General features: G+C 57.3%; 22 protein-coding genes. 9 read left to right on the forward strand and 13 right to left on the reverse strand.

The genetic code is table 11. The features are described 5' to 3' along the window. Nucleotides 1-9: 9 nt before the first annotated feature. The 5 genes from G5168_RS06320 to G5168_RS06340 all read left to right on the forward strand — a co-directional run bounded on the left by G5168_RS06320 (nucleotide 10) and on the right by G5168_RS06340 (nucleotide 5,806). Nucleotides 10-1,623, forward strand: coding sequence for a GGDEF domain-containing protein (locus G5168_RS06320; RefSeq protein WP_216951894.1), 1,614 nt, complete (start codon nucleotides 10-12; stop codon nucleotides 1,621-1,623). Nucleotides 1,624-1,771: 148 nt separating this feature from the next. Continuing rightward, nucleotides 1,772-3,127, forward strand: a complete 1,356-nt coding sequence (gene ppnN / locus G5168_RS06325; RefSeq protein ID WP_019445906.1) for a nucleotide 5'-monophosphate nucleosidase PpnN — start codon at nucleotides 1,772-1,774, stop codon at nucleotides 3,125-3,127. Nucleotides 3,128-3,262: 135 nt separating this feature from the next. Then, nucleotides 3,263-4,063: a flap endonuclease Xni gene (xni, locus tag G5168_RS06330; protein ID WP_216958970.1), complete on the forward strand. Its 801-nt coding sequence runs from the start codon at nucleotides 3,263-3,265 to the stop codon at nucleotides 4,061-4,063. A 159-nt stretch (nucleotides 4,064-4,222) separates the two neighbouring features. Beyond that, the gene (locus G5168_RS06335; protein WP_421231396.1) at nucleotides 4,223-5,230 is read left to right on the forward strand and encodes an isocitrate dehydrogenase; all 1,008 of its coding nucleotides are present in this window, start codon (nucleotides 4,223-4,225) and stop codon (nucleotides 5,228-5,230) included. A 117-nt stretch (nucleotides 5,231-5,347) separates the two neighbouring features. Continuing rightward, complete coding sequence (locus G5168_RS06340; RefSeq protein WP_043819010.1) at nucleotides 5,348-5,806, forward strand: hypothetical protein; 459 nt, start codon at nucleotides 5,348-5,350, stop codon at nucleotides 5,804-5,806. A gap of 82 nt (nucleotides 5,807-5,888) precedes the next feature. Here the strand turns inward: G5168_RS06340 and rlmM are convergent, their stop codons facing one another. From rlmM to dinB, 6 genes are all read right to left on the reverse strand, one after another. Then, entirely contained in the window at nucleotides 5,889-6,983 is a 1,095-nt protein-coding gene (rlmM, locus tag G5168_RS06345; RefSeq protein ID WP_139405780.1) for a 23S rRNA (cytidine(2498)-2'-O)-methyltransferase RlmM, read from the reverse strand. Further along, on the reverse strand, nucleotides 6,976-7,362 hold the full coding sequence (locus G5168_RS06350) for a DUF423 domain-containing protein (protein ID WP_421252002.1): 387 nt from the start codon (nucleotides 7,360-7,362) through the stop codon (nucleotides 6,976-6,978). Before G5168_RS06350 ends, rlmM begins: the two co-directional genes overlap by 8 nt. Before the next feature lie 51 nt (nucleotides 7,363-7,413). Next, on the reverse strand, nucleotides 7,414-8,043 hold the full coding sequence (locus G5168_RS06355) for an alpha/beta family hydrolase (RefSeq protein ID WP_227341196.1): 630 nt from the start codon (nucleotides 8,041-8,043) through the stop codon (nucleotides 7,414-7,416). Next, a complete protein-coding gene (locus tag G5168_RS06360) occupies nucleotides 8,036-8,956 on the reverse strand; it encodes a transcriptional regulator GcvA (RefSeq protein WP_005338622.1) in 921 nt (306 codons plus the stop codon). Before G5168_RS06360 ends, G5168_RS06355 begins: the two co-directional genes overlap by 8 nt. Nucleotides 8,957-9,240: 284 nt before the next feature. Further along, the gene (locus G5168_RS06365) at nucleotides 9,241-11,382 is read right to left on the reverse strand and encodes a methyl-accepting chemotaxis protein (protein ID WP_421252003.1); all 2,142 of its coding nucleotides are present in this window, start codon (nucleotides 11,380-11,382) and stop codon (nucleotides 9,241-9,243) included. Between the two features lie 66 nt (nucleotides 11,383-11,448). Next, nucleotides 11,449-12,504 (reverse strand): DNA polymerase IV, encoded by a 1,056-nt coding sequence (gene dinB, locus G5168_RS06370; protein ID WP_421231409.1) that lies wholly within the window; start codon nucleotides 12,502-12,504, stop codon nucleotides 11,449-11,451. Nucleotides 12,505-12,635: 131 nt separating this feature from the next. On the opposite strand from dinB, the gene G5168_RS06375 reads away from it, so the two are divergent. Next, nucleotides 12,636-12,842, forward strand: coding sequence for a hypothetical protein (locus tag G5168_RS06375; RefSeq protein WP_245131523.1), 207 nt, complete (start codon nucleotides 12,636-12,638; stop codon nucleotides 12,840-12,842). A 111-nt stretch (nucleotides 12,843-12,953) separates the two neighbouring features. Here the strand turns inward: G5168_RS06375 and G5168_RS06380 are convergent, their stop codons facing one another. Together G5168_RS06380 and G5168_RS06385 are read right to left on the reverse strand one after the other, a co-directional pair. After that, nucleotides 12,954-13,514, reverse strand: coding sequence for a DJ-1 family glyoxalase III (locus G5168_RS06380; protein WP_421252004.1), 561 nt, complete (start codon nucleotides 13,512-13,514; stop codon nucleotides 12,954-12,956). Between the two features lie 37 nt (nucleotides 13,515-13,551). After that, nucleotides 13,552-14,505 (reverse strand): ketopantoate reductase family protein, encoded by a 954-nt coding sequence (locus G5168_RS06385; RefSeq protein ID WP_421252005.1) that lies wholly within the window; start codon nucleotides 14,503-14,505, stop codon nucleotides 13,552-13,554. Between the two features lie 201 nt (nucleotides 14,506-14,706). Here G5168_RS06385 and G5168_RS06390 point away from each other — a divergent pair, with 201 nt between their 5' ends. Further along, nucleotides 14,707-15,189, forward strand: a complete 483-nt coding sequence (locus G5168_RS06390; protein ID WP_216951900.1) for a YajQ family cyclic di-GMP-binding protein — start codon at nucleotides 14,707-14,709, stop codon at nucleotides 15,187-15,189. Nucleotides 15,190-15,286: 97 nt separating this feature from the next. Here the strand turns inward: G5168_RS06390 and G5168_RS06395 are convergent, their stop codons facing one another. The 5 genes from G5168_RS06395 to G5168_RS06415 all read right to left on the reverse strand — a co-directional run bounded on the left by G5168_RS06395 (nucleotide 15,287) and on the right by G5168_RS06415 (nucleotide 20,163). After that, nucleotides 15,287-16,129 carry an outer membrane protein OmpK gene (locus tag G5168_RS06395; protein ID WP_216951901.1) on the reverse strand — a complete coding sequence of 281 codons (843 nt, stop codon included), beginning with the start codon at nucleotides 16,127-16,129 and terminating at the stop codon, nucleotides 15,287-15,289. Between the two features lie 156 nt (nucleotides 16,130-16,285). After that, nucleotides 16,286-17,665, reverse strand: a complete 1,380-nt coding sequence (locus tag G5168_RS06400) for an AmpG family muropeptide MFS transporter (protein ID WP_421172782.1) — start codon at nucleotides 17,663-17,665, stop codon at nucleotides 16,286-16,288. Between the two features lie 172 nt (nucleotides 17,666-17,837). Next, a complete protein-coding gene (locus G5168_RS06405) occupies nucleotides 17,838-18,425 on the reverse strand; it encodes a peptidylprolyl isomerase (RefSeq protein WP_335830618.1) in 588 nt (195 codons plus the stop codon). 2 nt (nucleotides 18,426-18,427) lie between these two features. Further along, nucleotides 18,428-19,012, reverse strand: a complete 585-nt coding sequence (locus G5168_RS06410) for a YajG family lipoprotein (RefSeq protein ID WP_005349692.1) — start codon at nucleotides 19,010-19,012, stop codon at nucleotides 18,428-18,430. A 17-nt stretch (nucleotides 19,013-19,029) separates the two neighbouring features. Then, nucleotides 19,030-20,163 (reverse strand): methyltransferase, encoded by a 1,134-nt coding sequence (locus tag G5168_RS06415; RefSeq protein WP_421172781.1) that lies wholly within the window; start codon nucleotides 20,161-20,163, stop codon nucleotides 19,030-19,032. Nucleotides 20,164-20,367: 204 nt separating this feature from the next. On the opposite strand from G5168_RS06415, the gene G5168_RS06420 reads away from it, so the two are divergent. Next, entirely contained in the window at nucleotides 20,368-20,682 is a 315-nt protein-coding gene (locus tag G5168_RS06420; protein WP_421172780.1) for a BolA family protein, read from the forward strand. A 434-nt stretch (nucleotides 20,683-21,116) separates the two neighbouring features. Then, complete coding sequence (locus G5168_RS06425) at nucleotides 21,117-22,460, forward strand: Na(+)-translocating NADH-quinone reductase subunit A (protein WP_421252006.1); 1,344 nt, start codon at nucleotides 21,117-21,119, stop codon at nucleotides 22,458-22,460.

The following is a 22,460-nucleotide window of genomic DNA, read 5'->3' on the forward strand; positions in this document are numbered from 1 at the left end:
GACCTGATAATGAATGACATCGCTGCCGTAGCAGGACAATTGGCCAGGCTCAGGGAATCCCTCCAGCAAAAACAGCTGGAGCTCGACGGCGTTCTCTCCTTTTCCGATGCAGAGCGAGCTCGTGGCATCCAGTTTATCAACAAGCTGATGCTCTCTTGCCGCGGCTTCGATCGTGAGCTGGACAATCGCTTCGCCAAGCTCAAGCAGAGACTGGATAGCAATCCCGCATTCACCTCGCTGGATGCAGAGCTACTTGCCATCGAGAAGTTGCTGCAGCAGCACAGCAATGCACTGGAAGAGTCGCTCACCCTGACCCAGGCAGCCATTGATCTTGGCTCAAAACAGCTAAAAACCATCAAGGGCTTCCCGGAAGAGACCCGAAAATCCCTCAAGGAATTTCTGAAAAGCCCCGCCGGCTATGGTATTGCCGATCATCAAAAGAAGGTGATCCGCCTGCTTGAATTCTATCAGCAGGCGATCAAGATCCAGCTGCTGCCAAGCCAGCCACTGTCCGGCTCTTCAGCGCCCCAACAGCAAGAGAGCGAGCCCGGTTGTGAACCCCAACCTGATGTTGAGCCGTTTGACCTCAAAGATCATGCGCGTATCGCAGACGAACTGCAGCGGCTGATCACCGAACTTGATTTCGCCGGTTCAATTGGCGAGAGCCTCGGGGATATCCGCCGTCAACTGCTGATCGGCATCAATCCTGCCATGCTGGCAGAGACCTGTATGCAGGTCATCGAACTTATCATCGAAGGCACCCGCGAGGAGCGCAAAGCCTCCCGCGCCTTTCTCAGCTCCCTCAACGAGAGCCTGTCAGCAGTGCATGTCGGCTTTACCGAATCCCTCGATGAGGGGCGTGCGCTACAAAATGAAACCCGTGAAACCCGCGAAGCTCTGGTCTGCGAACTGCAGGCGATCGACCACTCCCTGGCCAGCCATAACTCCATCGATGCGCTCAAGCGTGCCATCTCCGGCCATATGGGCGCCATCAATCTGCTGCTGCAAGAACGGGAAAGTACCGCAGCACGGGAACGTCACCTGCTCACCCGCCTCTCCACCATGGAGTCCAAGCTGCGCTTGATGAAGGATGAGACCGCCGAATACAAGAAGCGGCTGACCATTCAGAAGCACAAGCTGTTCCTCGACAGCCTGACTCAGGTACACAACCGGGCCGCCCTCGACGAGCGGCTGGAGCAGGAGTTCAAGCGCTGGCTTCGCTACCGCACTCCGCTCTGCATGGCGATCATCGACATCGATCACTTCAAGAACATCAATGACAATTATGGCCACATGGCCGGCGACAAGGCGTTGAAGGTTGTTGCCAAAGCGCTGCAGAGCGCCCTGCGTGACACTGACTTCATCGCCCGTTTCGGCGGCGAAGAGTTCGTGGTGCTGCTGCCCAATATCAACCCGGACAAGTTCCAGAAGCCGCTGGAAACCCTGCGCCAGACCATCAAGAGCATCCCGTTCCGTTTTCGCGATGCCAAGGTGGAGATCACCATCTCCATCGGCGCAACCCTGTTCAAGGATGGTGACAACCCCTCCGATGTGTTCGAACGGGCGGACAGAGCGCTCTACCACTCCAAGAACGCAGGTCGGGATCAAGTGACACTGGCCTGAGTGGTGACTAAAAAAACAGCGAACAGTCGTCGCCCTATTTCCCTCCCCCCTCCGTTGCCACTACTATCAAACTCAGGGGATGCAACATGGCATCCCTTTTCTCCCCAGGGAAAAAACACAACGATAACAAGTGAGTAAAGGGGAACCTATGATTACGCACATCAATCCCGTCGGCAGCATGGATTTGCTGTCACAGCTTGAGGTGGATCGCCTCAAGCAGACTGCCTCCAGCGATATCTATCAACTGTTTCGCAACTGCTCGCTGGCAGTGCTCAATTCCGGTAGCCATACCGACAGCTCCAAGGAGATCCTGGAGCGCTTCAAATCATTCGACATTCATGTGATCCGGCGCGAGCGCGGGGTCAAGCTGGAACTGTTCAACGCCCCCGAGCACGCGTTCGTCGATGGCGAGATCATTCGTGGTATTCAGGAGCACCTCTTCTCGGTGCTGCGCGACATTCTCTATGTCTCCAACCAGCTTGAATCGAACCGGCTGGTCAACCTCACCAATTCGACTCATATCTCCAACGTGGTGTTCGCCATCCTGCGCAACGCCAAGGTGATCCTGCCTGGCGCCGATCCCAACCTGATCGTCTGCTGGGGTGGCCACTCCATCAACGAGATCGAGTACCAGTACACCCGCGCCGTGGGCAGCGAGCTGGGCTTGCGTGAGCTGAACATCTGTACCGGTTGCGGCCCGGGAGCCATGGAGGGCCCGATGAAGGGGGCCGCCGTCGGCCATGCCAAACAGCGGGTGCGCAACGGGCGCTACATCGGCCTCACAGAGCCCTCCATCATTGCGGCCGAGCCGCCCAACCCCATCGTCAACGAGCTGGTGATCCTGCCGGATATCGAGAAACGGCTGGAAGCATTCGTGCGTCTGGGCCATGGCATCATCATCTTCCCGGGCGGGGTCGGCACCGCCGAAGAGCTGCTCTATCTGCTCGGCATCATGATGCATCCGGCCAACGAACGACAACCCATGCCCATCATCCTGACCGGCCCGAAAGAGAGTGCCGACTACTTCCGAGCCATCGACGACTTCATCAAGGCGACCCTCGGTGAACCGGCGACCAAGCTCTACCGGATCATTGTTGGCGATGCACCGGAAGTGGCCCGAGTGATGAAGGAGGCGATGCCGAAAATCCGCGAATACCGCAAATCGGTCGGTGATGCCTACTCCTTCAACTGGTCCCTCAAGATTGAGCCGGAGTTCCAGCTCCCCTTCGAACCGGATCACGCCAGCATGGCCAGTCTGGATCTGCACCGCAACCAGCCGCCCCAGTTGCTGGCCGCCAACCTGCGTCGTGCCTTCTCCGGTATCGTCGCCGGCAACGTCAAGGAAGGGGGCATTCGCGCCATCGAGAAGAAAGGCCCCTTCAAGCTGCACGGCGACAAGGAGCTGATGCACCTGATGGACAAGCTGCTGGAGAGTTTCGTCAAGCAGCAGCGGATGAAGCTGCCGGGCAGCCAGTATGTGCCCTGCTACGAAATCGTCCGCTAGGGTACAGATACATCATCGACAGAGGGGCGCATCGGCGCCCCTCTTTATTGGCTCAATGCCTTCCCGACTGCCATCAATCCCCCATAAGGCGAGCGGTTTGTTACAATGGGGCGTCCCTACCGCCAAGAGTGCCCCATGTCAGCTATCCGGCCACACCTGCTCATCATCGATGCCCTCAATCTCATTCGCCGTCTGCACGCGGTACAGGCCCAGCAGGCACTGACCCCTGCCCAGGCGCTGGTTGCAACTCGCGCCAACCTTATCAATACCTGCCGCAAGCTGCTGGCCAATAGCGAGCCAACCCATGTCATTGCCGTGTTTGATGGCGAGGTGCATAGCTGGCGCAAAGAGGTCTATCCGGCCTACAAGGAGGGGCGAACCCCCATGCCCCCTGAACTGCGTGAGGGGTTGGCGACCCTGCAGGATGCCTTTTGGGAGTGCGGTGTCGATGCCCTGCTCTCCGAGACCGATGAAGCGGATGACCTTATCGCCACCCTGGCCAGCGGCATCGCCAGCCATGGCCATCAGGCGACCATCATCTCCACCGACAAGGGCTTCTGCCAACTGATCTGCCCGCAGATCCGGGTACGCGACTACTTCAACAAACGCTGGCTGGATGCCGCCTTCGTCCAGCAGCAATATGGGGTAGCCCCTGCTCAGCTGGTCGACTTCTGGGCCCTGACCGGTATCAGCGGTTCCAATATCAAGGGGGTTCCGGGGATCGGCCCCAAGACCGCCACCCAGCTGTTGCAGCAATATGGCAATCTGGCAGCCATGCTCGAAGCCTGTCAGCAAGAGGATGCCGCCAAGCCACTGCTCAAGCTGCGCCAGCATCAGGATGAGGCCCTGCTGGCCCAGCGGCTGGTGCGCTTGCAGCGGGATATTCCACTGGGATTCAACCTGCGGGACATCCGCTACCCGCCCCAGCCGGACTAAATGGCCGAACAAAAATGCAGGCAAGGGGGCGAACCATGACGAGACTCACCCTCGCTGTTGATGAAAGTGAGTAGAATGTAAAGGAATGTGGTTGGTTTGCTGAGTAAATGCTATAAAACAGCCCCATCCTCCCCTATACCCTGGAAGTGGAACCCTCTCATGTCCAAAAGAAAAATTACCGTGATCCCCGGCGACGGCATCGGCCCCAGCATCATTGAATCAGCCATCCAGATCCTGACCCATGCGGGTTGTGACTTTGAGTACGAATACGCTGATGCGGGTCTGGTTGCCCTCGAGAAGCATGGCGAGCTGCTGCCCCAATCCACCCTGGATCTGATTGAGAAGAACAAGGTGAGCCTGAAAGGGCCATTGACCACACCGGTCGGCGGCGGTTTTACCTCCATCAACGTCTCCCTGCGCAAGAAGTTCAACCTCTACGCCAACGTGCGCCCGGTCATCTCCTTCAAGGGCACCAGAAGCCGTTACGACAACATCGACATCATCACAGTGCGTGAAAACACCGAAGGGATGTACTCGGGTGTAGGCCAGAAGCGCAGTGATGACAACAAGAGCGCCGAGGCGATGAGCATCATCACCCGCGAAGGGGCCGAGCGCATCGTCAAGTTCGCCTTCGAGCTGGCCCGTCAGGAAGGTCGCAAGAAGGTCACCATCATCCACAAGGCGAACATCCTCAAGTCGACCTCCGGCCTGTTCCTCGAAGTGGCACGTGAAATCGCCAGCCACTACCCGGATATCCAGAGCGAAGAGATGATCGTCGATGCCGCCTGCATGAATTTGGTGATGTATCCGGAGCGTTTCGATGTCATGGTCACTACCAACCTGTTCGGCGACATCCTCTCGGATCTCTGCGCCGGTCTGGTTGGCGGTCTCGGCATGGCGCCCGGCGCCAACATCGGCGATGGCGCGGCCATCTTCGAAGCGGTCCACGGTTCTGCGCCTGACATAGCTGGCAAGAATATCGCCAACCCGACCTCGGTGATCCTCGCCTCCATTCAGATGCTGGAGTACCTCGGCATGCAGGATAAGGCAGAGCGGATCCGCGAGGCAGTACGAGCCACCATCGAATCCGGTGATCGGGTCACCCGCGATCTGGGTGGCACGGCTTCCACCAGCGAATTCACCCAGGCCATCATCGATCGCCTGTGAGTTAATTAATTGATTTTAAAAGGGAGCTTCGGCTCCCTTTTTTATATTTCCGAATCCTTTGCCACTCCCTAAACAGCAACTATGTTCAATAGAGAAGAAGAACAGGGAGTGTTTTTCATGAAGGGATACGGGTGCTATCTGGTTTCGGGTCTGATGCTGGTGTGTGGTACTGCAAGTGCCTTCGAACAGGATCAACAGACCCAAACTGCCAAACTGCCACAGCAGGAAAAACGGACTGCCACCGAGGTATGGCGTTCAAGCCTGGATACCAACGACCTGCTCAAGGCACCCAAACCCCTGTCATTTGGTATTGAAGTCTCCACCGACAACTTTGGTAATCAAAAGATCACCTCCTACCCGCAGCTTAATCTGACCCCGGAAAAGAGCGTCAGTCTGTCGGTCGAACGCTTCAGACCCAAGGTCAAGTTCAAGGCTGGCGGAATGAACACCGCCCTCAGGCTGAGAGGAGACGGGATAAAGATGCAGTTCAATCCGGTAGACAAAACCATCCCGCTGCAGATAGAGATCAAGGTGACCGACGACGAATCCTCCCTGCGCCTCGATTACCGTTTCTGATATTTTCCGGCAGCCGAATAGCAAAAGGCCGACAGCTTTCCCTGTCGGCCTTGGTATTTATCGTACAGGCAGAACTGCTACATCACGCCTTGGGCTCGAGTTTGGAGACCCAGTACTTGTTGTAAACATGCACGGTGATCTCTTCTCGATCGTGATAGAGCTGCTTGGCCTGGATCACGAACGCGTTGTCGATCTCCTTGAGCATTTCGCGCAACACCTCGATATTGTGTACCGATTCAGCATAACGCTTCTTCATCGGCAGCTTGAGGTTGAACATCGCCTCCTGGCAGTCGCCCTCACGGAACCAGTCTGCAATCATGTGAACGACCCGCGCCGGTTTATCGACCATGTCGCACACCAGCCAGTAGGTGTTCTTCTTGCTCGGACGCCAGACGAAACCGTCATCCCGGATATGCTTGACCTGACCGGTATCCATCAGGGATTGGGCCATCATGCCGTTGTCGACCGCCGTCACCATCATGCCACGACGCACCAGCTGATAGGTCCAGCCACCCGGACAGGCACCCAGATCCACCGCCTTCATGCCTGAGCAGAGACGCACATCCCACTCTTCCCGCGGCACGAACACGTAAAACGCCTCCTCCAGCTTGAGGCTGGAGCGGCTCGGCGCATCGGCCGGGAAGCGCAGGCGCGGGATCCCCATGTGGAATCCGGAGTTGTTGAACGAATAGGAGTAGCCCAGCAAGACATGATCATTGGCCATGAAGAAGGCGTGGAACACCGGACGGTTTGGCGTCTCCTTCTTGGTCAGGATCTCGTTGCTGCGCAGCGCCTGACGAAGCGGCACGGTGAACTTGCGGCAGAAGGCCGACAGCTCTTTCGCTTCGTTGGTGTCCGCGGTTTCGACCCGCAGATCACCGCAAATGGTGTAGTCACTCACCGCCTCAAGGATCGGGGAGATCCTGTCCGCGACATCCAGCTCCTTCAGCTCATGGGTGACCACCAGCATCTGGCGGATGAAGATGAGCTCCCGGAATGGCAGCTTGCGAGCCAGCAGGTCCGCCTGCTCCTCGTCATACAGTTCGAAGATCACATAACCGCTGTCGTCCTTGACCCGGGCGAAACCGTAGCACTGCATGTTACCGGCACGCTCGGTGATCTCTGCAGCCGCCTCTTTCTCAAAACCGGGGCGGCAATAAAGCAGCAGATTATTCATTTTTTCCTCCAAGACGACAGCCAGCCCAGATCAGGGCCGTCCATCCCAACATAAAACAGAGGCCACCGGCCGGGGTAATCAACCCCAGCCCCTTGCTGCCAAGCAGCACCATGGCGTAAATACTGCCGGAGAATCCGATGATCCCCAGCACAAAAGCGGTGCCAGCCAGGTGGATCACCCTGCTGCGCACACCACACCAGCCCAGAACCAGCAGGGCCAATGCGTGAAAAAACTGATATTGCACGGCGGTAGTGAATGCCGCCAGACGCTCGGGCGTAATGCCGGTCGCCGCCAATCCATGGGCGCCATAAGCCCCCAGCATGGTGGCCGTCAACCCGAAGAGACCGGCCAGTATCAGCCAATGTCGATGGATCTGCATCCTCACTCTCCCTCTCTCATCGAGGCTGGCAATAAAGCCAACCCTCTCGTGCTATCCATGCCGGGCCACAAAATGGCTGATGGCCGCCGCTGCATGCTGCATATTCTCCTGCTCACTCACGCCACTGGCTTTACGCGGTTTGAAACCATGATCACCATCGGTCAACCAATGGACCGATACGGCGGGTGAGAAGGGGAAATCGGCCAGTTCGGCGCGACTACCGAAGGTATCGCGCTCCCCCTGCAACAGCAGGGTTGGTACTGCAATGTGCTTGAGTACCTCGCCTCGCCAGCTGTCGGGCTTGGCCGGAGGGTGGAAAGGATACCCGAGAATGAGCAATCCTGCAGCATTCATCTCACCCTCGCCTTCGCTATACAGTTCCGCCGCCATCCGCCCGCCCATCGACTTGCCCGCCAGAAACAGCCGTGGATGGGCAAACTCACGGATCATGTCGCGCCAATGAGCGAGCAGCACAGGCGCCCTGTCAGGCGGGCGGCGCTTGCCATCCTGTGCTCGCTTGGTCATGTAGGGAAAGTTGAAGCGCACCACTTCGATATCCGGCCCGGCCAGCAGGCGTGACAACTCGGCAAGAAAGGGGTGATCCATCCCTGCACCTGCCCCGTGGGCCAGCAAAATGCGAACGGGGGCATCAACTGCCCCCTCGCGGATCACCTCATGCATCGGCGAGCCTTGCCCTGCGACGCGCCTCTTCCTGCTCCACCAGCTCCAGCATCCAGTCGCGGAAGGCAACGATCTTGCCCTGATCCGACTGCTGCTCCTGGCACACCAGATAGAAAGCATTCTTACTCACCAACACCTGCTCGAACGGACAGATGAGGCGACCAGCCTCAATCTCGGGCTGAGCCAGCACGCTGTGACCAAGTGCCACTCCCTGACCGTGGATCGCCGCCTGGATCACCATGGTGGAGTGGCTGAAGATGGGGCCCTGATTGACGTTGGGCGCATCGATGTCGAGCTGGCGGAACCACGCCTTCCAGTCGCGGCGGGAGGTATCGTGCAGCAGGGTATGAAGAGTCAAATCTTGCGGCGTACGCAGCGGTTTGGGCCCGGTCAGCAGCAAGGGAGAACAGACCGGGATCAGGTATTCGGTATGCAGCTTGTCCGAGCGCAGACCCGGCCAGTTGCCGCGCCCGTAATAGATGGCAACATCCACATCGTCGGTAAGCGACCCTTCATCGAGATCAACCGCCTTGATCCGTACATCGATATCGGGGTGGCGCTCGCTGAACTTGACCAACCGCGGCACCAACCACTGGATGGCGAAACTCGGCTGCAAACTGACAGTCAACGCCCCCTTGGCACTGCGGGCCAGCAGCTTGTCGGTCGCTTCCGAGATGGAGGCAAAGATGTCCTTGATATCCAGAAAATAGCCCTGCCCCTCTTCGGTCAGCAACAAGGAGCGGTTTTTGCGGCGGAACAACTTGATGCCAAGATACTCCTCCAGCGCCTTGATCTGGTGACTGATGGCAGCCTGAGTCACAAACAACTCTTCTGCTGCGCGGGTAAAGCTTAAGTGACGAGCCGCAGCTTCAAAGGCCTTGAGGGCATTGAGCGGGGGTAAACGACGAGACATGACACCAGCCGACGATGAGTTTTTCTAATGGGGCGCATTATAATTTGTCGGTTGCGGGTCGACCAGTGAATAAACATAATTCGCCCAGCAATCAGTCGTCATATGGCTCACATTTTCTACTACGTGCTGGTTTACATGTGTTTTTAGTGAGCCTTTCGACTGTGATTGTGGTGTTGTGTTTCTTCCTCTGCGGGAAGAGGGGCTCAAATCTCACCGGTTTGACCCAGTCTGTCATCTGAATGTGTTTGGCGCCTCCAGCTGGATGGCGCCTTTTTTCATCCCTTCTATACCTTGAACTGCCCCACCAGCTGCAGCTGTTTATCCGCCAGCGCAGAGAGCTCGCGACCATTTTCGGCGGAGGTCGCCGCCTCGGCCCGAATGGTGTGGCTCACATCGCGAATGTTGCTGACGTTGCGGTTTATCTCGTCCGCCACCCGGCTCTGCTCCTGCGCCGCCCGGGCAATCTGCTCGTTCATCTGATGGATGGTGGAGACCGACTGGATAATCTGCTCCAGCACCTGCACCGAGAGATCCACCTTGGCGAGCGTCTCGTCAGCCTGACCATGACCATCGCGGATAGCCTTGACCACGGCGCCGGTACCGGATTGCAGTTGGCTGATCAGGGTCTGGATCTCGACGATGGCATTCTGGGTGCGACCGGCCAGATTGCGTACCTCGTCTGCCACCACGGCAAAACCACGGCCCTGTTCACCGGCTCGCGCCGCTTCAATGGCCGCATTGAGTGCCAACAGGTTGGTCTGCTCGGCAATCCCCTGGATTACGATTAGGATGTCATTGATGTTGCCGCTGTTGGCCGAGAGATGCTCGGCTACCGGCTGGGCATCGTTGATGATGGTCATCAGCTTGCGCATCGCCTCCTGGGTGTCGGCAACGACATATTTGCCCTCTTGCGCCGCGCTATCAGTGGTGTTGGCGGCCGCCACCGCCGAGCCGGCATTACCGGAGACCTGCAACGCCGTGGCACTCAGCTCTTCAAATGCCGTCGCCACCAGATCGATCTCCTGATACTGGGCCTGCATGCCGCTGCTGGTGCGCTCAGCCACTTGCGCGGCGCGCTCGGCACTGTTGCGGGTGCCGGAGACGGTATCAATCACCTGACTGATGGTGGATTGCAGCTTGTTGAGGAAGCTGTTGAACCAGGTGGCCAGCTCGCCGATCTCGTCTTGCCGCTGGATCTCGATACGCTGGGTCAAATCCCCCTCACCGCTGGCGATATCCTTGAGGCGGGCAACCACGGCGCGGATGGGCGCCACAATCTGGCGCGCCATCAACCAGATAAAACTCAGGGCCACCAGCGAGATCAGCACCCCGATTGACAGCTGCGAGACTACGCTGCGATTGGCCTCACTGGCCAGCTCATCTTGCAGTTGCTGGGCCGAGGCCAGCACTACGGCCCGTGGCAATTCAATGTAGATGCCCCATTTACGGTCGGTGCCACGCATGGATACCGGGACAAAGGTCTGCAACAAGGTGCCATCGCTGCTCCAGCGAGTCAGCTCCTGACCCTGACTGAGCCAGCCTTTCAGCTCGCTGGCCAGCCCCTGATACTTCTGATCCAGCCCACGCCCCATGGTCACATCGAACTCATCGGCTCCCGCCACACGCCCCTCGTGACTGACCAGCAAGATTCTGCCCTTGCCGTCATAGAGCTCCTTGTCCATGGTACTGACCAGACTCTGCAAAGTGGCCAGCGAGATATCGACCCCGACCATCCCCAGCAAGGTCTCCTGCTCCAGTAGCGGGACCGTCACCGAGGTCATCAATATCTGTTTATCGCCCACATCGTCCAGATAGGGCTCCAGCAGGCAGAGGGCACGGGTGCGAATGCTGCAGCGATACCACTCGTTTTCGATGCCACCAGCCTCGGTCGGGCTCTCATCGGCCAGTACATCCTCATTCTGCACTTCCGGCTCTATCTTGCCGTTGTCATAGGCCCAGTAACTGGAAAAACGCCCCTTGTCATTTGAGCCCAGTTCCGTAGAGCCCTGATAGTTGCTGTCCTCCCCATCCAGCTGATCGGGCTCAAATACCGCATAGACGCCGAGCAGGTTGGTCGATGAGGCTGCCGCATCGTGCAATTGCTGATTGATAGCCCCGCGCAGCGCCTCCGAATGAACGAAGTTGTCGGCCGCATTCTTGCGCTGGAACAGCACGCTCTCGGCCAGCAGACTGGCACGAAAATAGGCTTCATCAAGATAGCTGGTCACCTTGGCGGCCTGCTCTGACCCCATCGCTTTCATCCTGTTTTCGGCTGACAGCTGTGCCTCATGCATGGTGGCTTGCCGCACCTGGGACTGCATCTTGCTCGCGTTATAAATAGAGGAGGTGACCAGCGCAGCGGCCGTGACCAGCAGACAGCAACCGGCGATCAGGGTAATCCGTCCCTGGACAGAAAGAGCATTCATGCCAATATTCCTACTTCATGCAGATACAGGTAGATTATCGACTTTATAAACAAAAACTTAACCATCTCATAGCAAATCCAGCGAGAGTTGGTTTACTTCTCCCTCCTTCGGTAGCCCGACTACCAGTCCCAGCAGACGTATCGAACGCCCTTGCGCCCGCAGCAGCCCTTCCTTGAGCAGTGGTGTGAACAATGCGGCCTGATAGCCCCCCTGGCTGCGATAGACGGTAGTCTGATGGAAGTCGGCAAACTTGAGTTTAATCCCCTGGCCCATCACCTGCTCGGCAGGACACGCCAGCTGAAATCGCCGTTCCAGCTCAGGCAGCAGTTGCTGCAATACCTTCAGACAGGCCTCTTCGTCACAGAGATCGCTTGCCAGGGTGGTCTCCACCCCGATGGTTTTGCGGATCCGGTGCGCCTGCACCGGCTGTTCATCCAGCCCCCAGATACGGGTCGTCAGCATCTCCCCCAGCTTGCCAAAGCGACGGCACAACTCCTCTGCCGACAAGGCTCGGGCATCTTCGCAGGTGTATAGCCCCTGCGCCTCCAGCCGCTCGGCAGTCTTGCGCCCCACCCCGGGCAGTTTGCCGAGGGGCAACTGGCAAACAAATTCGGCTACTTCATCGGGACGAATGACAAACAGACCATCAGGCTTGCGCTGCTCCGAGGCGAGCTTGGCGAGAAACTTGTTGGGGGCCACTCCAGCCGAGGCGGTCAATCCCAGTTCGGTGACGATGGCTTGCCGGATCTCTTGCGCCATCAGGGTGGCGCTGCCGCCACAGCAACGACTGTGGGTCACGTCGAGGTAAGCCTCGTCCAGCGACAGTGGTTCAACCTGATCGGTATAGCGCAGGAAAATTGCCCTGAGCTGACGGGAGATATCCTTGTATACCGCCATTCGCCCAGGGATCAGTACCAGCGGCGGGCAGAGTTTTTTCGCCAGTGCGCTCGGCATGGCGGAGCGCACACCGAACCGGCGCGCCACATAGTTGCAGGTCGAGATGACGCCGCGCCGCTCGGAGGCCCCCCCTATCGCAAGCGGAACTTCCCGCAATGCGGGGTTATCCCGCATCTCCACCGCGGCAAAAAAGCAGTCCATGTCGATATGGATGATCTTGCGCATACCACTGTATAAATAAACAGACATGGCATCATCTTACCCCAAGGATAACCACAGCTCTATCTCTCTCGTTACGGCTAAAACGATAGACTCTAAAGAGACCCTCACCACCACAATGACAAGGAGCGTTCGGAATGAAATATCTCTGGCTGGGACTCTGTGTGCTGCCGCTGACCGGCATCGGCAAGAACAACCCGACGGCGGAGTGCCGCTGGCTGTTCGACCGGATTGAGATACTGGAACAGGCCATCAAGAAAGGAGACACGCTGGGCACTCAGGAAGAGCTGGCACGCTGGCGTGAGGAATACAGCAAGAAACAGTGTTCACAATACGACTACTGAGCCGGACAAGATGGCGTGACCGACAACGGCAGATAACAAACGGGCCCCGATCAAGATGACCGGGGCCCGGTTTTCAAAGCATGGCTAGTTTGATTCAGCAACAGAGTGCGCTCAAGGCAGCACCATAGGGCCAACCACGGCGGTAGCCACATCATCCCCACGCAGCACCCGAACCAGTTCAAGCGCAAACTCGATGGCACTGCCCGGCCCCTGGCTGGTGATAAGGCGATGAGCCTCATCCCTGACGACCCGCTCATGTGACAGTTGCGATGTCGGTAGTCGGGACTGAAAGCCGGGATGACAGGTGACGATGGCATCATCCAGCAGAGCGTGATGTTGCAACACCACCACAGGGGCGGCGCAGATGGCTGCGCGCCAGCGACCAAGAGCGGCCTGCTCTTTGAGCCGTTCGATGGCCAGCGGGGTATCGCGGATCACTTCGCTGCCGGGCAAACCACCGGGTACCACGATGGCTTCAAAGTCCCGACGGGTCAGCTCGTCGATATGACAATCAGCCACCAGCTGTACCCCGCGCGATGCCTTCACCTGCCGCGATCCGGCTGGGCAACAAGAGGCCAGCACCACCTCGATGCTGGCGCGCACCAGGGTATCGACAATCGCGACCGTCTCTATCTCTTCCGACCCGGGGGCCACCAGCACCAGTACACTCACGTTCGCCTCCTTGCAGCTTGCTCTGCCATGTAAAAGATCAGACGGCCTGACTCTTCTCTTTAATCGCCTGATAGAGACCCTGATTGACCGGTACGGCAATGCCATGCCGGGCAGCCTTGGCCAACAGGAAGCCGGTGATGGCCTCAATCTCGGTCTCGCGTCCCAGCTCCATATCCTGATGCATGGAGGAGTAATTGTCAGCTGTCAGTTCCACCACTGTCATCACCCGACGCTGCAACTCCTCTGCCGTTGTTGCAACTCCTTCGGCGCACATCACATCCGCCACCTCCACGCAGATCTGCTGCAGGGCATCGGCAAAACGGGGGCCAGCTAGCTCGCCATTTTTCAGCTTGTAGAGGGCCGTCAGGGGATTGATGGCACAGTTGATGGCCAGCTTTTGCCACTGGCGTGCCACTATCTGCTCATCCCAACCCGCCTGACCCAATGCCTGCGCCAACTCATCTGCCAGTGATGCATGAGCCTTGGCCGCCTCGTTAAATGGCCCCAACCAGGTTTCCCCCTTGCCGGTATGACGGAACACGAAATGGCCCGCCTTCATGGCACCATGGCTGGTCACCCCGGCAATCACCGGGTTATGCGGGAACATCTGGACCACCTTCTCGGCAATCCCCATCCCGTTGTGCAGCAGTACGATCGGCACGCCAGCATCCAGATTGCCAGCCAGTGGAGCCAGGGCGCCAACCACCTGACTGGCCTTGGTCATCACCAACAGACGCTGGATTTTTCCCGGCTGGCTGGCAAATGCACGTTCGATATTGAGCAGCTGTACCTGCCCCTCCAGCGAAGTAAAGTCAAATCCGGGGTGCAGGGTAGATTGATGATGCTCACGCAACAAGACTCGGGTGGATTGACCGCTCTGGGTCAGCAAGGAGGCAAAAACGCCGCCGAGAGCTCCGCACCCGAGCAGTGTCCACTTGGGCGCTACAGGTGGCATAACGGGTTGTCGGGAATTTTTTAATCCGCTTGGCATGATGTGACTCTGTCAGGGTAAGGGTTGCAATCCTCTCAACCTGTTACCGGGAATAAATGAAAAATAGCGCGAACGGACACTAACGGGTCCAACCTTCCTGTGCGCAGGGGATTCTAGCAGAGCACTCCCATCAAAATCAGCAAATTTGCCGTATTTCTGGTAGATTTGGCCCCCAATAACGCAACATGAGGAGCTTCGGCTATGCCGTCATTCGATATTGTCTCTGAAGTCAAAATGAACGAGGTGTTGAACGCTGTCGACAACGCCAATCGTGAACTGGCCACCCGTTTCGATTTTCGTGGGGTAGAAGCCAGCTTCGAGTTGAACAAGGAAGAGGTAAAGCTGGAAGCCGATGCCGATTTCCAGCTCAAGCAGATGGTCGAAATCCTGCGCGGTGCCCTGCTCAAGCGCAACATCGAAAACAGCTCCATGGAAGTGGGTGACTCCGTTCACTCCGGCAAACGCTTCCACCTGACCGTCAAGTTCAAACAGGGGATCGAGAAAGAGATCGCCAAGAAGCTGGTCAAGCTGATCAAGGACTCCAAGATCAAGGTACAGGTCGCCATCCAGGGTGATGAAGTACGTGTCACCGGCAAGAAGCGTGACGATCTGCAAGAGACCATGGCACTGGTCCGTGGCGCCGACCTGGGCCAACCGATGCAGTTTCAGAATTTCCGCGACTGATGATGGGAGAGAAGGGCTCTCCCTTCTCCTCTTCTTTAATCGTCCGAGCATAAAAAAACCGGAGCCAATGCTCCGGTTTTTTGTACCCCAAGTTGTATTAGAACTTGTAGGTAACAGAGAAGTAGTGGCTGAAGCCGGTGCTCTTCCACGGGGTACCGTCGTAAGCTTTGGAGCCATCTTTGGTACCGTAGGCATCCATGAAATACTTCAGGCCATAACCAACCGCGTAGCGATCGGAGTGCCAGTAGATACCGTGGAAGGTGGCCAGGTTGTCGCTGGTACGGTCAGCACGGTCATGGGTATCCAGGCCGAATTGATAATCCAGATAACCCTGGTAGGAAACGAAGCTGCCATTGCCGAAGGTATAGAAAGGCTTGAACCAGTTCATGGAGAACTGATAACCGTTCCACTCACCTTCTTCTTCGGTGAAGAACTGGTTCTCGGTTGCGTGACGTGCATACAGGTTCATGCCAACCTTGCCAAACCAGGGAACCATCACATCGGCACCCAGACCCAGCTGGTTTTCCATCTGCTTGTCACCAACGTTGTTCAGGTTGGCAATATAAAGCTCTTGCACAGGACCAAAGGAGAGATCTTTACCGGTCAGCGCATCCAGAGACATACGCGGCGCGAACTTCATGAACAGGTTCTGACCATGGTGTTTATTGCTGTGACGGGAGTCGAAAATATCGAATACGTCGACGTAACCGTACAGGTCAAACAGGCCGGAGCGACCACCGAACTCCATCTCAAAATAGGTATCGTTGTAGTCCTCTTCACCGGTAGTGAAAGGGCGCTGGTCGATGGTGTGCATTACGTTGAACTGCATCCACTTGTAGTCATTCTTGTGGATATCACCGCTGTAGTCAGCAGCAAAGGCTGGAGTTGCGGCAGCAGCCAGCAGACCGGTAGCGATCAGAGTCTTGGTAAATTTGGCCATTTTATTGGTCTCTTGTGCGTTAGTTGAGGTTTTCCGTAGCCTGCCCACAAGGAGCGAGATGAATTCTAATCAAATAAAATTGGGGGTGAAACAACTTCTCGGGAACTTTATCCGGAAGTGTGAATCTAATCACCCCCGATTCTACGCAAACGCTTGCTATTTGTCAGCATCTGAGAACAACTCACCCCCCTTGCGGGCGACCAGCACAATCAACAACAACACAGGCAAGCCCAACAGACTGGTGCCGACGAAGAAAGCACTGTAGCCAATCTGCTCCACCACCTGTCCCGAAAAACCGGCTAGCAACTTGGGCAGCAGCAACATCACCGAGCTGAACAGTGCGTATTGCGTCGCCGAAAATGCCACATTGGTCAGGCTGGACAAATAGGTGACAAATGCCGCAGTGGCGATGCCGGCGCTGAGGTTATCGAGCGAAATGATCAGGGTCAGCAGCTCCAGGTTGTGACCAACCTGATGGAGCAGGGCAAACAGCAGATTGGTGCTGGCGGTGAGCAGCGCCCCGAGAAACAGGATCCGCAGCGTGCCAAAGCGCATCACCAGCACGCCCCCCAGTGCCGCCCCCACCAGCGTCATGATAACGCCAAACACCTTGGTGATAGTGGCGACTTCGGTCTTGCTGAACTGCATATCCACATAGAAGCTGTTGGACATCACCCCCATCACCACATCCGCAATCCGGTAACAGGCGATAAGCAACAGGATAAGCAGCGCCGAGCGACCATAACGGCGAAAGAAGTCGGCAAACGGACTCCAGACCGCCTCATAACCCCAGGCTCCGGCACTTGCCAAGGGGGCGGGCCACCCCTTTTCCTGCAGCAGTGCCTTGCGCTCTGCCTGTTGTCTGCCCTGACCGGCCAGATCGATATCAGGTTCATGGCAGAACAGCGTGGTAATCACCCCGAGTGACATCAGACCGGCCATCACCAGATAGGTGATCTGCCAGCCACGATAGTCATAGCCGCTGTTGCTGCCAAACCAGGCTGCCAGCGCCAATGCGCCGGCACCGGCGATGATCATCGCCAACCGGTAGCCAGTCATGTAGGAGGCCGCCATCGCAGCCTGCAGTCGCTCGGGCGCGGATTCGATGCGATAGGCGTCGATGACGATATCCTGAGTCGCCGAGGCAAAGGCCACCAGCAGGGCGAACAAGGCCAAATGAGTCAACCCGCTCTTGGGATCACAAAACGCCATCCCTACCAACGCAGCCGCGATCAATAGCTGGGAGAAGAACATCCAGCTACGACGACGCCCCAACAGGGTAGAGAGCAGTGGCAATGGCATACGATCCACCAGCGGCGACCACAACCATTTAAAGCCGTAGGCCAGCGCCACCCAGCTCATGTAACCGATATCGGTCAGGCTGACATCGGCCTCGCGCAACCAGAATGAGAGGGTGCCAAATACCAGCAACAGCGGCAGACCCGATGAAAAACCCATGGCAAAGAGAATAAACACCCGAAATTCGAGATAGACGGCGAGGGACTCTCTCCAGCTTGGTTTGCGGATCATGTTCAACTACCTGACGACTTTGGAAAAGTGCGTCATTTTGGCAGGTTGATGGCAGATAGCCAAGGCAAGCAAAGAGATAGGCAAAAGAAGCCCGGATAGAGAAAAGGCCCATCCCGAACGGGATGAGCCTTGTATTGTGATCTGACGAGGCGAGGTGACGAACCGCGTCCGGCGAGAGTTACTTGCCCGCTTTCTTGTCGACTTTCTTGTCTGCCGGAGTTTCTGCCAGCAAGAACACCTTCTTCAGAATGATGGGACTGGTCGGCACATCATTGGCACGCAAAATGGGGCTGTAACCGGTCTGTACCTGGGCCAACTTGTCCAGCACCTCCATCCCCTGCACCACCTGACCGAACACGGTATAACCCGCGGCGCCACCGGCGTTGAGGTTATTGTTGTCGACCAGATTGAAGTAGAACTGGCGAGTAGCGCTGTCGACCGCCTGGGTGCGAGCCATGGCGATGGAGCCACGCTTGTTGGGCAGACCGCCACGCGACTCGTTGACCACCGGCTCATAAGTCGGCAGCTGCTGGAACTGCTGGTTGTAACCCCCACCCTGCACCACGAAATCCTGGATCACCCGGTGGAAGATACTGCCGTCATAGCTGCCATCAGCCACGTAGCGCAGGAAGTTCTTCACCGTCTGGGGCGCCTGCTTAGGAGCCAGCTCCACCACGATATTGCCGTGGTTGGTCTCCATTCTGACTTTCGGGCCTGCGAACGCCAGCGGGGCGATCAGCATGGCCAGCAACCAGAGTTTTTTCATCATCAGACCCCTGCACCGTTCGGTTGACCTTTCAGGTAACCGCGCAGCGCGTCATCCGCCATGATCTGCTGCAGCACGCTACCCAGTTGCAGGTTCAGTGTAGACTCCAGGTCGGCCATGCTTGGCTCGCTCGGGCTCTCCTTGCTGGAGGACATGTTGAACTGCTTGGTCAGACGGTTGCCCTGAAAATCGGCGATCACCTGCAGGCTGACGCGGGATTTGGTGACATAGGTAAAGGTCTTCTCTTCCACATTGACTGCGGCGTTGGAAATCACCAGCGTCAGGTTGGTGGTGCCACTGTTGCCCACTTCCAGACCCTGGCTGCGCAGACCTTCGGCCAGCCGCTCGGCCATCAGCAGGTTGAGCGGACGCTCGCTGTTGACCAGCACGGGCGCTTTCTCTTTATGTTTGATGGAGAAGACGTAGGCAGCCTCACGCTTGTCTACCCCTTCCATGGTGATGCGATTGCCAGAGTAGTATTGCTGGTTGGCGGGGATCACCTGCGGATTGAGCAGCGCTGTCTCCGGCCAATGAGTGGCACACCCGCCCAGCATCAGGGCGGCCAGCAGCAAGAGTGACTTTTTCATCATGGTTTCCTTTGGCTTTAGCGTTTGATGGCTTTCAAAATAACGAATTTGCTGTTCGACGCAACGACTTGTGCGTTGGCAAACAAGCGCTTGAGTTTGTTGTGATAGTCCAGATGACGGTTGCCTACTATCCAGAGTTCACCCCCTTGAGGCAACACCCGGTGCGCATCGCTGAACATCTGCCAGGCGATATGATCGGTGATCGCCTGTAGCTGATGGAAAGGAGGGTTGCAGAGGATCCGATCCGCCGAGCCGACCGCCACCCCGTCGAGACAGTTATTGACCATAAAGCGGGCACGCGGCAGTGCATCAGGCAGATTGTGCTCGACGTTGAGCTGTGCCGAGGCGACTGCCATATAGGATTCATCGATAAAGGTCACCTCCACCTCGCTGTCTTTGGCGAGCAGCGACAGACCCAGCACCCCGTTGCCACAGCCCAGATCGATCACCTTGCGGGCACTGTGGATGGGCAGGTTGTCCAGCATAAAGCGGGCACCGATATCGAGACTGGTGCGCGAGAAGACGTTGGCATGGTTGTGGATGAGCATGCCACTCCCCTCCAGCGGCCAGACAGTCGGGAAGGGGTTGGCCAGCGCGGGACGTTCTGCCTGCGGCTCGCAGTGAATGAGGCGCGCCTTCTTCCAGGCCAGCGAGGTACGGGTAGGCCCCAAATACTTCTCGAACAACTTGAGGGTGGAGGTATGAATATCCTTCGCCTTGCCGGCAGCAATAACGCGGGTTGCCGGTGTCACCACCGCACGCAATGCCAGCAGCTGCTGCTCCAATAGAGCCTGATATTTGGAGACCTTGATCACCACAAGTGCTGGGGCATCGGGCAGCGGTGCCAGCGCATCCTGCAAGCGGATACCACCCGCATCCAGTCCGTTTTCGGCCAAATTGGCCAGGGTCGCCCGCTCACTGATGTAGGAGTCGGTGACGCAGCAGGGGGAGTGCGGATGCAGATAGGCGGCGAGCGCGCCAAAACCGTCATTCATGATGATGACGGGGCCCGCCTGCTCGAGGGGAGACTCCACCAGGGTGTTGATCAGGTATTCGTCAGCCGCATCCCAGGCTTGCAGGGTCTCCTGACTCTGGCGCGGATAGCGGTAGAGCGTGAGCTGGCAATGGGGAGTGTCGAGAAGGGTTTGCATAGGAAGAGTCCAACCTCGGCTTGATTCGTGTATACAGGCGCCAGGGGCGACGCAAAGTGGCGCTATTCTAGCGAGGAGCAGGAATTTCACCAGTTCGATGCGCATCAAGGGGACAACTGACGGGTGATTTCCCTCTTACGGGGGCTTATTCCATCCCGCGACTGCCGATAGAATGGCCAGACATTCACTCTGGAAGCCGATCCGATGACCATCCAACAACTGATTGAAGCCAAGCTGACCGCCGCCCTCTCTCCCTCCGTGCTGGAGGTGATCAACGAGAGCCACATGCACCGTGTGGAACCGGGATCTGAGAGCCACTTCAAGGTGGTGATCGTCAGCGAGCAATTTGCAGGGCAGCGGCTGCTGGCCCGTCATCGTCAGGTCAATTCGGTGCTGGCCGACGAGCTGGCCGGTGCCGTTCATGCACTGGCACTGCATACCTACACAGAGACCGAGTGGCAGGAAAAAGGCCGCGCCCCGCGCACCCCGAGCTGCGTTGGCAAACCGTCACTCTCCTGAAACCGGTTGTACCACAGGATTCCCCTCGAGAACCTGCCAACAAAAATTAAACATATTTCCCCCATTGGCCCCGAAAAGGCTACATCCAAGGGGGTATATTTCGACATCAAGGCTTTTTGCTGATAGTGGAGGCAACGGCAAATACCCCCATCGAGGTATCGAAATAAAAAAACCTTTAAAACCACTACTTACAAGGTGTCAGGGGCTTATTCATTGCAGGTTAATTTTGTGATGGCACGGGGATTTTGCCCATTTGGCATGGCAGAAAATGCACCTTAAGTGGTAAACTCAAGCGCTTTTGAGTGAGCCTGCATGTTGAATAATTGTTGAGCCTGCCCACCTGGCACAACCACAACATCGACTCATTCAACCACCCGTCGTGATGTATTTCTCGGCGCTAACCAACCTCTCCCGTAACGGTAGTGCAAGTAAGTATGATTACAATCAAAAGAGGACTGGACATCCCCGTGCTGGGTGCGCCAGAGCAAGTAATCTACGATGGCCCCGCCATCACCCGTGTTGCGACACTGGGCGAGGAGTTTGTGGGGATGCGACCTACTATGTTCGTCAAAGTAGGTGATCGCGTCATCAAAGGTCAGGATCTTTTTGAAGACAAGAAGAATCCGGGCGTTAAATTCACAGCTCCTGCCACCGGTGTGGTTTCAGAGATCAACCGTGGTGCCAAACGTGTTCTCCAGTCTGTGGTCATCGACCTCGACGGTTCCGATGAACAGGTGACGTTTGAGCATTTTGCCTCTGCCGAGCTGGCCAAGCTCGAGCGCAGCAAGGTGCAAGAGATCCTGGTCGCATCAGGTCAGTGGACTGCGTTGCGTACCCGTCCGTTCAGCAAAGTCCCCGCGGTAGCGTCTGCCCCGCGCGCCATCTTTGTGACTGCAATGGACACCAACCCGCTGGCAGCCGATGCCGAGCTGATTATCAAGGAACAGCCGCAGGCCTTCCTCGATGGTCTGGCCGTATTGACCCGCCTGACCGACGGCGCCGTCTACGTCTGTAAAGGCGAAGGCAGTCTGCCTCACTCCTCTTTGGCTCAGGTCAAGGAAGAGATCTTCGTCGGTCCGCACCCTGCCGGTCTGCCGGGTACCCATATCCACTTCCTGGATCCGGTCAGCAGCACCAAGGTGCAGTGGCACATCAACTATCAGGATGTGATCGCATTCGGCAAGCTGTTCACCACCGGTCAGATCTTCACTGACAAGGTGATCGCGCTGGCTGGCCCGAACGTGCTCAAGCCGCGTCTGCTGCGTACCCGTCTGGGCGCCTGCATCAGCCAGCTCACCAACAATGAGCTGCGTGCCGACGAAAACCGTATCATCTCCGGTTCTATCCTGAGTGGTGCCAAAGCCGAAGGTGTTCACGACTACCTGGGCCGCTACCACAATCAGGTTTGCGTGCTGGGTGAAGGTCGCGAGAAAGAGTTCCTGGGCTGGATCAACCCCAGCGCCAACAAGTTCTCTATCACCCGTACCACCCTCTCTCATCTGATGAAGGGCAAGCTGATCAACTTCACCACCACTACCAACGGTAGTGACCGTTCCATGGTGCCTATCGGCAACTATGAGCGGGTGATGCCACTCGACATCCTGCCGACCCTGCTGCTGCGGGACATGGTCTCCGGCGATACCGACGGTGCGCAAGCACTGGGCTGCCTGGAGCTGGATGAGGAAGATTTGGCGCTCTGTACCTTTGTCTGCCCTGGCAAGACAGAGTACGGCCCGATCTTGCGTGAGTGCCTGACCAAGATTGAACTGGAAGGTTAA

The sequence above is a fragment of the Aeromonas sp. 600724 genome (assembly GCF_049175135.1).
In the GTDB taxonomy this organism is placed as follows: domain Bacteria; phylum Pseudomonadota; class Gammaproteobacteria; order Enterobacterales; family Aeromonadaceae; genus Aeromonas; species Aeromonas veronii_A.

Coding starts and splice junctions, on each gene's coding strand:
- ppnN (WP_019445906.1), top strand. CDS start 1,772: ATGATTACGCACATCAATCCCGTCGGCAGCATGGATTTGCTGTCACAG.
- G5168_RS06415 (WP_421172781.1), bottom strand. CDS start 20,163: ATGCAAACCCTTCTCGACACTCCCCATTGCCAGCTCACGCTCTACCGC.
- dinB (WP_421231409.1), bottom strand. CDS start 12,504: ATGCGCAAGATCATCCATATCGACATGGACTGCTTTTTTGCCGCGGTG.
- G5168_RS06355 (WP_227341196.1), bottom strand. CDS start 8,043: ATGCATGAGGTGATCCGCGAGGGGGCAGTTGATGCCCCCGTTCGCATT.
- G5168_RS06365 (WP_421252003.1), bottom strand. CDS start 11,382: ATGAATGCTCTTTCTGTCCAGGGACGGATTACCCTGATCGCCGGTTGC.
- G5168_RS06340 (WP_043819010.1), top strand. CDS start 5,348: ATGAAGGGATACGGGTGCTATCTGGTTTCGGGTCTGATGCTGGTGTGT.
- G5168_RS06425 (WP_421252006.1), top strand. CDS start 21,117: ATGATTACAATCAAAAGAGGACTGGACATCCCCGTGCTGGGTGCGCCA.
- xni (WP_216958970.1), top strand. CDS start 3,263: ATGTCAGCTATCCGGCCACACCTGCTCATCATCGATGCCCTCAATCTC.
- G5168_RS06395 (WP_216951901.1), bottom strand. CDS start 16,129: ATGGCCAAATTTACCAAGACTCTGATCGCTACCGGTCTGCTGGCTGCT.
- G5168_RS06360 (WP_005338622.1), bottom strand. CDS start 8,956: ATGTCTCGTCGTTTACCCCCGCTCAATGCCCTCAAGGCCTTTGAAGCT.
- G5168_RS06320 (WP_216951894.1), top strand. CDS start 10: ATGAATGACATCGCTGCCGTAGCAGGACAATTGGCCAGGCTCAGGGAA.
- G5168_RS06375 (WP_245131523.1), top strand. CDS start 12,636: ATGAAATATCTCTGGCTGGGACTCTGTGTGCTGCCGCTGACCGGCATC.
- G5168_RS06410 (WP_005349692.1), bottom strand. CDS start 19,012: ATGAAAAAGTCACTCTTGCTGCTGGCCGCCCTGATGCTGGGCGGGTGT.
- G5168_RS06385 (WP_421252005.1), bottom strand. CDS start 14,505: ATGCCAAGCGGATTAAAAAATTCCCGACAACCCGTTATGCCACCTGTA.
- G5168_RS06335 (WP_421231396.1), top strand. CDS start 4,223: ATGTCCAAAAGAAAAATTACCGTGATCCCCGGCGACGGCATCGGCCCC.
- G5168_RS06405 (WP_335830618.1), bottom strand. CDS start 18,425: ATGAAAAAACTCTGGTTGCTGGCCATGCTGATCGCCCCGCTGGCGTTC.
- G5168_RS06420 (WP_421172780.1), top strand. CDS start 20,368: ATGACCATCCAACAACTGATTGAAGCCAAGCTGACCGCCGCCCTCTCT.
- G5168_RS06350 (WP_421252002.1), bottom strand. CDS start 7,362: ATGCAGATCCATCGACATTGGCTGATACTGGCCGGTCTCTTCGGGTTG.
- rlmM (WP_139405780.1), bottom strand. CDS start 6,983: ATGAATAATCTGCTGCTTTATTGCCGCCCCGGTTTTGAGAAAGAGGCG.
- G5168_RS06390 (WP_216951900.1), top strand. CDS start 14,707: ATGCCGTCATTCGATATTGTCTCTGAAGTCAAAATGAACGAGGTGTTG.